This window comes from Calditrichota bacterium, assembly GCA_013152715.1.
Lineage (GTDB): Bacteria > Zhuqueibacterota > Zhuqueibacteria > Thermofontimicrobiales > Thermofontimicrobiaceae > 4484-87.
Window position 1 is genome coordinate 1 of sequence record JAADFU010000009.1, and the last position, 10,222, is coordinate 10,222.

General features: G+C 45.4%; 9 protein-coding genes. 4 read left to right on the plus strand and 5 right to left on the minus strand.

Features of this window, described 5'->3' with window-relative positions; translation table 11 throughout:
- Together GXO74_00845 and GXO74_00850 are read left to right on the plus strand one after the other, a co-directional pair.
- The coding region (locus GXO74_00845) for an ABC transporter ATP-binding protein (protein NOZ60206.1) at window positions 1-270 on the plus strand (270 nt) is incomplete at its 5' end.
- Window positions 267-1,268: an iron ABC transporter permease gene (locus tag GXO74_00850; protein ID NOZ60207.1), complete on the plus strand. Its 1,002-nt coding sequence runs from the start codon at window positions 267-269 to the stop codon at window positions 1,266-1,268. The genes GXO74_00845 and GXO74_00850, both read left to right, overlap by 4 nt.
- Before the next feature lie 139 nt (window positions 1,269-1,407).
- Here GXO74_00850 and mgtE read toward each other — a convergent pair whose 3' ends face one another.
- The 3 genes from mgtE to GXO74_00865 all read right to left on the minus strand — a co-directional run bounded on the left by mgtE (window position 1,408) and on the right by GXO74_00865 (window position 6,140).
- Window positions 1,408-2,787, minus strand: coding sequence for a magnesium transporter (gene mgtE, locus GXO74_00855; protein ID NOZ60208.1), 1,380 nt, complete (start codon window positions 2,785-2,787; stop codon window positions 1,408-1,410).
- A gap of 49 nt (window positions 2,788-2,836) precedes the next feature.
- Window positions 2,837-4,126, minus strand: a complete 1,290-nt coding sequence (locus tag GXO74_00860; GenBank protein ID NOZ60209.1) for an amino acid permease — start codon at window positions 4,124-4,126, stop codon at window positions 2,837-2,839.
- 220 nt (window positions 4,127-4,346) lie between these two features.
- Complete coding sequence (locus GXO74_00865; protein ID NOZ60210.1) at window positions 4,347-6,140, minus strand: M20/M25/M40 family metallo-hydrolase; 1,794 nt, start codon at window positions 6,138-6,140, stop codon at window positions 4,347-4,349.
- A 439-nt stretch (window positions 6,141-6,579) separates the two neighbouring features.
- Here GXO74_00865 and GXO74_00870 point away from each other — a divergent pair, with 439 nt between their 5' ends.
- On the plus strand, window positions 6,580-7,734 hold the full coding sequence (locus tag GXO74_00870) for a TonB family protein (protein NOZ60211.1): 1,155 nt from the start codon (window positions 6,580-6,582) through the stop codon (window positions 7,732-7,734).
- A 226-nt stretch (window positions 7,735-7,960) separates the two neighbouring features.
- Here the strand turns inward: GXO74_00870 and sfsA are convergent, their stop codons facing one another.
- Complete coding sequence (sfsA, locus tag GXO74_00875; protein NOZ60212.1) at window positions 7,961-8,656, minus strand: DNA/RNA nuclease SfsA; 696 nt, start codon at window positions 8,654-8,656, stop codon at window positions 7,961-7,963.
- On the minus strand, window positions 8,653-9,219 hold the full coding sequence (locus tag GXO74_00880; GenBank protein ID NOZ60213.1) for a hypothetical protein: 567 nt from the start codon (window positions 9,217-9,219) through the stop codon (window positions 8,653-8,655). The genes sfsA and GXO74_00880 overlap by 4 nt, the downstream gene beginning before the upstream one ends.
- Before the next feature lie 216 nt (window positions 9,220-9,435).
- On the opposite strand from GXO74_00880, the gene GXO74_00885 reads away from it, so the two are divergent.
- Window positions 9,436-10,083: a M23 family metallopeptidase gene (locus GXO74_00885; GenBank protein NOZ60214.1), complete on the plus strand. Its 648-nt coding sequence runs from the start codon at window positions 9,436-9,438 to the stop codon at window positions 10,081-10,083.
- Window positions 10,084-10,222 lie beyond the last annotated feature (139 nt).

The window sequence follows — 10,222 nt, forward strand, 5'->3', positions numbered from 1 at the left end:
CGCCATGAACAGGAGGTTTATCAAATTCTCAAACAGATCAACAAATCCATGGGCAAAACGATCATCACCGTGACTCACGACATCAACAGCGCTGCTCTGCGCTCAGACAGAGTTGTTATTTTGAAAAACGGAACCGTTCAATATGTCGGAAGCGCTGACAAAATAATGGACAATCAAATTTTGGCGCGAGCTTACGATAAATCTTTTCTGTTCACAGAACACCCGTTGACAAAACAGCGCATCATCGTGCCGGAGGCGTCTGATCGATGAAAAATTTCAGACCTGCGATTTTTTACGGACTCATTATTTTTTCGCTGGCGGTTTTATTACTCGCCCCTTTCATCGGCATGCAATCGATCAGCTTAACCGACATTTTTTCCCGCTCTGGCGATCAGGTGTATTCCGATGTCTTCTGGAAAATTCGGTTGCCCCGGGTATTGACAGCGTTTCTGGCAGGAGCCGCCCTCGCGATCAGCGGCATGGTTTTTCAGGCGATGTTTCGCAATCCGCTGGCAACACCGTTCACTTTGGGCGTGTCCAGCGGAGCGGCTTTCGGCGCAGCGATTTACGTTAAAATCGGGCTGTTTTTTGCATTTTTGGGATTTTCGGGACAAATCCTTTTCGCTTTTCTCGGCGCTTTTCTTTCCGTCATCTTTGTTTACGGAATTTCCCGGCTCAAAAAAGGCTTCACCACCAACAGCATGCTCATCGCCGGTGTGGCGATCAACTTTTTCTTTTCCAGCCTGATCCTGTTCATCCAGTATTTGAGCGATTTCAGTCGCTCGTTTCAAATTATCCGCTGGCTCATGGGTGGATTTGAAATGATTGGTTTCCGACCTGTGCTCACTTTGCTGCCGGTCGTTTTTTTCGGCTCACTGATTATTTTTTTCCTGACCCACGAAATCAATTTACTCTCGTTGGGCGAAGACATCGCGCTGAGCCGTGGCAGCGATGTTCAAAAATTGAAGATATTTCTCTTTTTTGCCATTTCCCTGATGGTCGGAAGCGTTGTCGCAATCAGCGGTCCCATCGGTTTTGTCGGAATGATGGCGCCGCACATTTGCCGGCTGTTAGTGGGCAACGACCACCGCTTTCTTGCGCCAGTTACCTTCTTTTTCGGCGGCGCGTTTCTCCTCTTTTGCGACATTTTAGCCCGAACGCTCATCTCACCGGCGGAAATTCCTGTGGGAGTGATTACTTCCCTGCTGGGTGGACCTTTCTTTTTGTATTTGCTCATTCGGAGTAAGGGAGAAGGGGTGTTTGTTTAAAAGCGTTATTTTTAAACATCCCAAAACGCTGGATTTCTCAAAATATTTTGTGGGTAAACTTTTCCTTCTTTTAAGACGTCAGCCTTTTAAACTCAATAAATTAGCTCTTTAAGTTAGCTGGCCATTAGCATTATTTTTTCTAAAACCCCAGAATTAACTTTGCCATCGAAAAATAGATAATCAATCCCGTAATGTCAACAATCGTTGTCAAAGCCGGGCTCGCGACAACGGCAGGGTCAAGTTTTAGCTTGGCAGCAATGAGCGGAAGAACTGCTCCGATTAAAGTTGCCGTGATGACTTGCAGGCTCAGCGCAACAGCGATGGCAAAGCCGATATAAGATAAAGAAAATCCTGAGGGAATAGCCGTTCCCTGGGAGAGAAACATCACCTTCAACCACGACAGAAGACCTAAAACAAACGCCAGCAATATGGCTATCTTGAATTCTTTGAAAATGACTTTGAAAAAATCTCTCGGTGAAATTTCTTTCAAAGCCAGGGCTCTGACAACGACAGTAGCCGACTGGCTACCCGTATTTCCTCCGGTATCGGCGACCATGGGCATGTAAAGGGCTAAAATCATCATGTGCATCAACGTTGACTCAAAACTATGGATAATCATTCCTGAAACTAAGCCCAGAGCAGCCAAGCCGACAATCCAGTAGGCTCTGTTTTTGAAATGTCTCCACGAAGATGTCCGCAAATAGACTCCTGCCTCGTGCGCGCCGGTGATTGCCATCAATTTTTCCATGTCTTCGGTGTGCTCTTGAGTGATAATATCGATGGCGTCATCGTGAGTAATAATTCCCACCAAAATATTTTCGTCATTCACCACCGGCAATGCGATTAAATCATATTTTTGAATTTTGAGAGCCGCCTCTTCCTGATCGTCATCGACATTTGCATAAATTACGTCTTTATGCATAATATTTTTCACCCGCGCTTTGGGGTTGGCAAGAATTAAATCTTTCAACGAAATAAAACCGATTAAACGCCGCTGTTCGTCAACAATATAAGCGTAATAAATTGTCTCTTTATCCGGCGCTTCTAATCTAAGAGTATCTATCGCCGCGGAGACTGTTTGATCCGGAAAAAGAGTTGCGTAATCGGAAGTCATCACCGAGCCTGCTGTTCCCTCGGGGTAAGAAGCCAGTCTGCGAATATCTTCTCTTTCCGCTTGTGCCAACGCCGGCAGCAACGAGGATTGAATTTCCGGAGTCAATTTTTTGAACAAATCAACGCGCTCATCAGGCGGCAAATCTGTGAAAAGAACGGAAAGCTCTTTGCGATTCAATTTCTGAGCAATATCAAGCTGGATGTCTTCAGGCAGATAGCTGAATATTTCAATACGGATATCGGACTGCACCATCAGAAGAATTTGCCAAATTTCTTGCGGCTCCAACCCCGAAATAAAATCCGCGACCTCGGCAGGATGGCTGGATTCGCAAAATTCTTTCAGAATTTCAGTGTCATTATTTTCAAGCAATTCACGAAGCTCAGGCAGAAGAAGTAAATTTTTCATAAATCACCTTCACAATCTTAAAGCGGCTTTTCAGGGAAGCTGCGCAAATTTATTTTTTGCTGAAGTTTCTGTTTTTAATTTTACGATAAATAAATTCAATCAGCACTGCTGTTAAAAAAGTGAAAATGCTGGCAAAGAATGCACCTCTTTGCGTGCGAAATTGATAGTTCATTAGCGCAACAAAAACCATCAGAAGAATTGTCAAATTAAAAGAAAGCAGAATTTTATTGCCACCAAATTCTTTTCGTAATTTGAGATGAGAAACCAAAACAAAAATGTAAATGACAGTAAAAACGGTGCTCGTAATGGTCGCAATTTCTCCCAAATCAAAAAACAGAGCGAAAAAGAGGCTGACGCCGGCGGTAATGTATAATCCTTCCGTTGATTTGAACCAGACTTTTCTTTCAAAAAATTCGGGCAATTCGCCGTCTTTGGCCAGAGAGTAGGCGACATTGGCGCCGCCAAAAATCGTGGCGTTCAACGCCGATGAAATGGAAAACAGCGCCCCGATGGAAATGAGCAGAAAACCAAAATTGCCCAGAAAAGGCCTGGCAGCTTCAGCGAGGGCATTTTCCTGAGCCTTGATGATATCTTGCAGCGGCAAGTTCCCCAGAGTGACCAGCGAAATCGAAATGTAGATAATCATCACGATGAAAATACTACTGAAGATGGCTAACGGAACATTCTTTTCCGGATTTTTCATATTTTCTGATGCATTTGTGATGAGACCAAAACCCATGTAAGAAAGGAAAAAAATGATTGAGGCATTGAACATGCCGCTCAAGTGCGAATAGCTAAAATCCGGACGGATGTAACTTCCTTTGATGGTCAAAACTCCGCCTAAAATAAAAAACAGCAAAATAGAAAGTTTTGTCAACACGATATAAAATTCTGCCCTGCCAACAGCTTTGCTGCCGAGGAAGTTCAGCGCCGTAAAGAATGCAATCACAACGACTTCAACAATTCCGGTGGCAAAAACCGTAGGTTCAACATGAACGAGCGGGAGAAAATAGCCGGCAAAACCTTTGACAAAAAGAGAAATCGAAACCACATAAGTCAGCCACATTAAAATGCTCAATGCTCCGGTAATTACGTTATCCCCGATTCCTTTCAAAATAAAAGCGATAGGTCCGGCATTGGAAACTATCTTTGAGCCGAGGATGGCGTAGGAATAGGCAACAACCAGCGCATAAACTCCGGACAACAAAAAAGCCTCGGGAAGACTTTTTCCGGCGACTTCCGCGCCAAAGCCAAAAATGGAAAAAATACTGGCGCCGATCATTGTGCCGACTGCCATGGAAATTACTTCTACCAGACTGAGATTTTTGCTTTTAACCATTTAATAATCCTTCTGATTTTTGGCGTTTTTAGTGTCATTAATATTTTAAAAATAGAGCTGAAAAACGCGCCGAAGAGGAACGTCATCAAAAAAATGACAGCGGTAGAAAATTATTGCAATTGAAAGATAATTGGATTTTTGCGAACGAATTTAGGTGCAGGATGAAGATATGCCCGACATAGCAGCCGGGCACATCTTTCAAAAATTCTGATTTTTCGCTTTAAAGTTGTACAATGAAAATTTCCTTCTTCCCATCCCGCAGCACTTCCACGCTGATGCGCTGTCCCGGCTTGAATTCGTTGAGGCGGTTCATGTAATCGTAAATATCTTTTACCTGTTTGCCATCCATGGCAATGATGATGTCGCCTTTTTTCAGGCCGGCTAACGCCGCCGGTCTGCCCTTAATCGGCATGTCCACGCGCAAGCCGCCAGATTCCGCGCCGGCATAATCCGGAACAATGCCCAGCGTCACTTTGAAGCGACGGCGTCCTCTGGGCTGCTCTTTGGGGCCTGCCTCCTGGAAAGTCATTGCCTTTTCTTTATTGGCGACTGTTTCGATCAAATCCACAGCATAGTCGGCGACTGTTTTTTCGCCGGGATAATTGATTTTATCCGCGTCGTCGGTAGGGGTGTGGTAATCATCGTGCACGCCGGTGAAAAAGAAAAGTACCGGAATATCGTGGGTGTAAAAATTGGCATGGTCCGAGGGACCGTAGCCTTCAGGCGACATTTTCACGCCGATTTTGTCATTTTGGGCCACTTCAGCGACCATCTCTTTCAAACCAATCGCAGTGCCAGTGCCGCCCATGGTAAGCGGTTTTTTTTCATCGTTGCGTAGTCTGCCCACCATGTCCAGATTGAACATGTATTTTACTTTTTTCAAATCCACCGGCGGGTGGTTGACAAAATATTTTGATCCCAGTGTGCCCATTTCCTCGGCGTCAAAAGTGACCGCGATGACGCTGCGTTTTAATTTTTCTCGTTCACTCGCTAATTTTTCAATAATTTCCAGCACCGCGGCTACGCCGGAAGCGTTGTCGTCAGCGCCGTTGTGCACAGCCAGAGTATCCGGTCTGCGCGATCCCGAGCCAGGACCGCCCATTCCCAGATGATCGTAATGAGCACCGACAATAATGTATTCGTTTTTTAGTACAGGGTCATTTCCCGGCAGCATGGCGATGATATTTCTTGCCTTGGAAATTTTCTTCACCACATCTGCGGTTGCGGAAACTTTTTCACTCAGAGGAAAACTGTGGGGTTTTTTAGTGTCGATGAGTTTTTTCTCCAGAGAAGCCACTGTCTCACCGGAATTTTTAAGCAGCACGTCCGCCACAGATCGTTTGATGTGAAAGGCTGCGATGCCGGCGTCCGAAGTGCTTTTGTCAAAATAAAGATCGAGCAAAACATCTTTGTCGTCGTATTTTTCACCGGAAACAAACAGCACGCCGGCAGCGTTGTGGTCGCGCGCCACCAGCACCTTTTTACGCAAAGAAGTGTAATTGAGGTAAGGCGACTTGTCCGATTCCTGTTCCGGATCGCCGCGTAAAATAAGACACCATTTTCCGGAGACGTCTGCGTCAGCGTAATCGTGCCAGGCAAGAGAATCGTTGTCAAAATCAAAACCGTAACCGAGGAAGACAACCGGAGCCGTTACGGAAACATTAGCGGAAAAAGATAGCGGCACGAAATCTTTTCCTTCAACGCCGGAAAAATCATCGAATTTGAGCAAATTACCAGCGCCAGCTTCCACGTCGGTCACGACATCGAACGGCTGAAATCCGTCTTCCGCCAGCAACTTCAAGCCGTTTTTGCGGAATTCGTTTCTAATGTATTCAGCAGCCAGGTAGCTCTGCGGCGTTCCCGGTTTTCTTCCCAGCAGCGAATCCGCCGCCAGAAAATAGATATGGCCCTTTAGCTCACTGACGGTAATGTTGGGATCGTCCTGAGCCTTTGCCAGAGAAAAAAGAACGATTAAAGAAAAGAAAATCGCGTAAAAAGTTTTTCGATTGAACATTTTAGTCTCCAAAATGATTTGATTTAACAAGTTATGTAAAAATAATTTACTATACAAAAATTTTTTGGTTCCCCGCGCCTCTTTGACGCCAATGATTGAATGCAATTAGTTGTGTCAGTTAAATCTTTTTTTCTTCTCAAGTTAATCCTCCATCGCTCTGTTTTTTGCGCGAACTGTTACATGCTGAAACAAATATTTTGTTTTTGTTTTCAATCAATACAAATTGATTTCAAAAATGTAATCAGCATCAGTGTAATTCATGGGGGCTATATTCTTTAAAATAAATACGCTTATCATTTTTTTAATTTTTCAAGCAACTTGGCATATTTTTTGATTTATTTTATCGTGAAATAAGCAAAAAGACGACCTCAATAACATCCGGCACGTTCTTCTCGAAGGTCTCCTGAGCGATTTTTACAAATTGGGAAAGTGATTCACAATGGCTGATAACGTAAAAAGCAAAATCGCGATCAAGGAACCGTCAATTCTCGCCGTTAAGCCGCCGCCTCGCAATGACGAAACCTTTATTTTTGGATTTCCCAAAGAATTCAAAAAGGATTGGATCGGGGCGCTTGATGTTCGCTTTTTAGGCATTTTATTAGCCACTTTTTTAGTTGAAGTCGGCATCATATTTTTTCTTACGAGCGTACTGAAGACAACAGATCGACCTGCCAATATCGAAAAAATTCAAAAACAATTTGCTCATCTGCTGTTGGACAACGCTCACAAACTGCCACGAAAAACAGTAGTCAAAGCCGAATCAAATGCCCGCAATTTTCTCGATCAAAGCGAAGCGCCGGCGCCTGCTGCAAAAGAGGTCCCGCCCGCGGCGGAAAATGCTATCTCCATCGCTCGGAGCAATCGCGCGCACTATGGAGTCGCGCCTTTGGAACAACGCCGGGCCGTTGCTAACAGCGATTTGAAAAAAAGCGCCATAGCGAGGAAGGTCAGCCAAACGGGTATTTTGCGATACATCATCTCATCTTCGAATTCCGGTTACGAAGAAGAGCTTGGCGCAATTTACGCTAACGGAGACGCCAACGCTGCATTATTGGAAAAATTGACAGAAAAAGTGGACGTGGTGCGCTTCCGTTCCAGCGGCGCCATGTTCCAACCAATTTCTGCGGAACAGTTGAACACGCTTGATCGTCTGAAAGGTTCGTCGGTCGAGGCTGATTTATCTGAGGAAATGGCGTCGCTAAACGCAGTCGATAAAATCATTGTGCAAAAAGAAAAAAAAGTTGAAAAATTAGATTACCAGCGAGACGAATTGCTCCAACCGGCGAAAAGCTCTGCTAAAGTACGGCCGGCAGACCAGGTCGCCAAAGTCATTCAATCGCACGCGCGGGCTATTCAAAATTGTTACCAACAAGCTATGCGCCAAAATCCCGGGCTAAAGGGAAAGGTAACCGTCCGCATTTCTGTTTCTCCGGCTGGTCGTGTCGCGGACGTAAAAATTCTGGATTCGACTATTCAAAGCGAGAGAATGCTGCGCTGCATCGTGAGTCGCATCAGACGCTGGCGAAATTTTGGCAGAATTGACGACGCTGCCGGAGTGCTCAGTTATCGCCAGAGTTATGTTTTTGGATATTAGCTGTCCCTCCCTATATTTATTTTTATTTTTTGCCCCTGAACGGATTGAGCCCAACTCTGAAACGCAGCCTGCTGCTCAATCCGTTTTCTTTATTTTTTACCTGAATTTCAAAAATGGTTTCCTTGTTAGTAACTGCCAAAGCAGCGAATTGCTGAGCGGTGGCTTGCGCCAACATCTTTTCCGCATTCAATTTAGAATTTCAATTTTAAGAAACAGCCTTCAATAATCACAATTCAAACCGCAACTTTTTGTCAATAGTAATTTCCGCGGGCGTCACTTTCGCCCGATAGGGCAAAATTTCCACGCCCGCGCGATGCGCTTCGCGCAGCGCCTTGCCATATTCAGCGTCAATGTTGTCCGCTGGCGCAAAGACTTCTCCGTCCGCGCGCTGAATGAGAAAAAATATCACGGCGCGGCGCCCGGCTGCTTTGAGTTGTGCCAGTTCCCAAAGATGCCTCCTGCCGCGCGTTGTGACCGCGTCGGGGAAAAGTGCGCGATTATTTTCCATTAGCGTCACATTTTTAATTTCCACGTAACACAAATCCGCGCCATTTGACAAAAGTAAATCCAAACGGCTGTGTTCGCCCACACGAACTTCCCGCTTCAATTCAGGGTAGCCAGCAAGCTCTCTGATTTGCCCGTCGCTGATCGCTTCCGCCACGATCCGATTGGGAAGCTGCGTGTTGATTCCCACCCAGACATGATTGACTTTCACCATTTCCCAGGTATGGGCGTATTTTCTTTTTTCTGTGCCGTGAAAAGACAGCAGAACCAGACTGCCCGGCTCGTCGCAGCCAAGCATGCTCCCGGAATTCGGGCAATGAGCGGTGATTTCTTCGCCGCTTTCCAGTCTCACATCCGCCAGAAATCGTTTGTAACGCCGAATCAACGTGCCGGGTATCAGTTCCTGTTCAATTTTCATTCTGCGCCATTGTTTTGCAAACCATTGAAAAATACGATTTCATTCAAGTCGCGCCGTTTTGTCACCGGTCCTTTTTCCTGTGCCGGATAGCCCACGCTCATGAGGGAAACAATTTTGTATTTTTTAGGAATTTTAAAAAATTTTCTCGCACGCCGCGGATTGAACCAGCCGATCCAGCACGTTCCCAATCCCAATTCATGCGCCCGCAGGACAAAATGCTCCCCGGCGATACCGATATCAATGAAATAATAGTGTATTCCCTGAATCTGTTTGCCGATGCGATTGGCGATCAGGTCTAATCGCGCCAGAACTACCACGATCACCGGCGCTTTTTTTGCAAATTTTGTCGGCGCATAAATTCCTGAAAAAACATAGTCAGTAAAATTTTTCAATATCTTCGGCTCGTCGATGACAATGAAGCGCCACGGTTGTACATTTTCCGCCGACGGTGCCAGCCGAGCCGCTTCAAGGCAGGAGATTATCTTTTCCCGCTCCACTGGTTTATCCTGGTATTTCCGAATACTACGTCTGCTTCTGATCAATTCAATTAATTCGCCGCTCATTCAGTCCATCCCTGCTTTATTCAATTTATCAAATTTTGCTCTTGCGCATGATTGATTTTTTTATTAATTTCCGTGGTCGATAGTCGCTAAATATTTTGCCCCAAAGTCTCGGCGCACAATGAGAAAAATTAAAGTTGAAATAGCCTTGGGGAACTCTCTGCAACTGCGCAACATTAAATTTAAACTTTTCCTTTGCAACCTTAAACGAGTGAAGCGATGAAAAAGTTTTTCAGAAGAATATTTTATCTCTTTTTGGCCCTTGCTGTTCTGTATCTGGTGAAATATTTTTACCTCGACGCCGCCAAAGTGTGGAAATTGCCGCTAAAAACCACGGATCGACAAGATTTGTCCGCCATTTATCTGGAGCCGGACGCGGGCTTCAAAGCTCGCCGGCCGTCCTATGACGGCATCCCGGTGCATCTGCACACTGGCGTTGATTTGCAAATTAATGCGCCCGGAGGCCCGGGCGAGCCCATTTATGCGATTGCTGCCGGCCAAGTTGTGCAAATAGCCGACCAGCCGCCTTTGCGCAGGATTGTGATCAAGCACAAACTGCTGCGCGGCGGATTTGTTTGGAGCGTTTATTTGCACGTCATCGATGAAAAAGTTGCCGTCGGCGATCGCGTCACCGCGGAAACTGTTATTGCCCGAAGACTCAACAAATACGAATTGGACTATTTCGGCTGGAAGTACAACCATTTGCATCTGGAGATCATGAAATCGCCGCCGCTGAGCGTGACTGATGCCCTCCGCAGAAAAAGTTACATCTGCCGCACTGAGGAGGAAGTCGATCGCTATTTTGTCGATCCGCTGCTGTTCTTCCGCGCACATCTCCCCAAAAAGTACGGAAGAACAAGCCGCTAAAAATTTCTTACAAACACAAAAAAAGCATTGAACAGCGAAATCGGTTTTTTCGACTGCCCAATGCTTTTTTTAATTAATTTTTAGGGAAAACTATTTCTCTCATTCCTGCAAAGTTCCGCGCACTTCATCTTTCAAAACA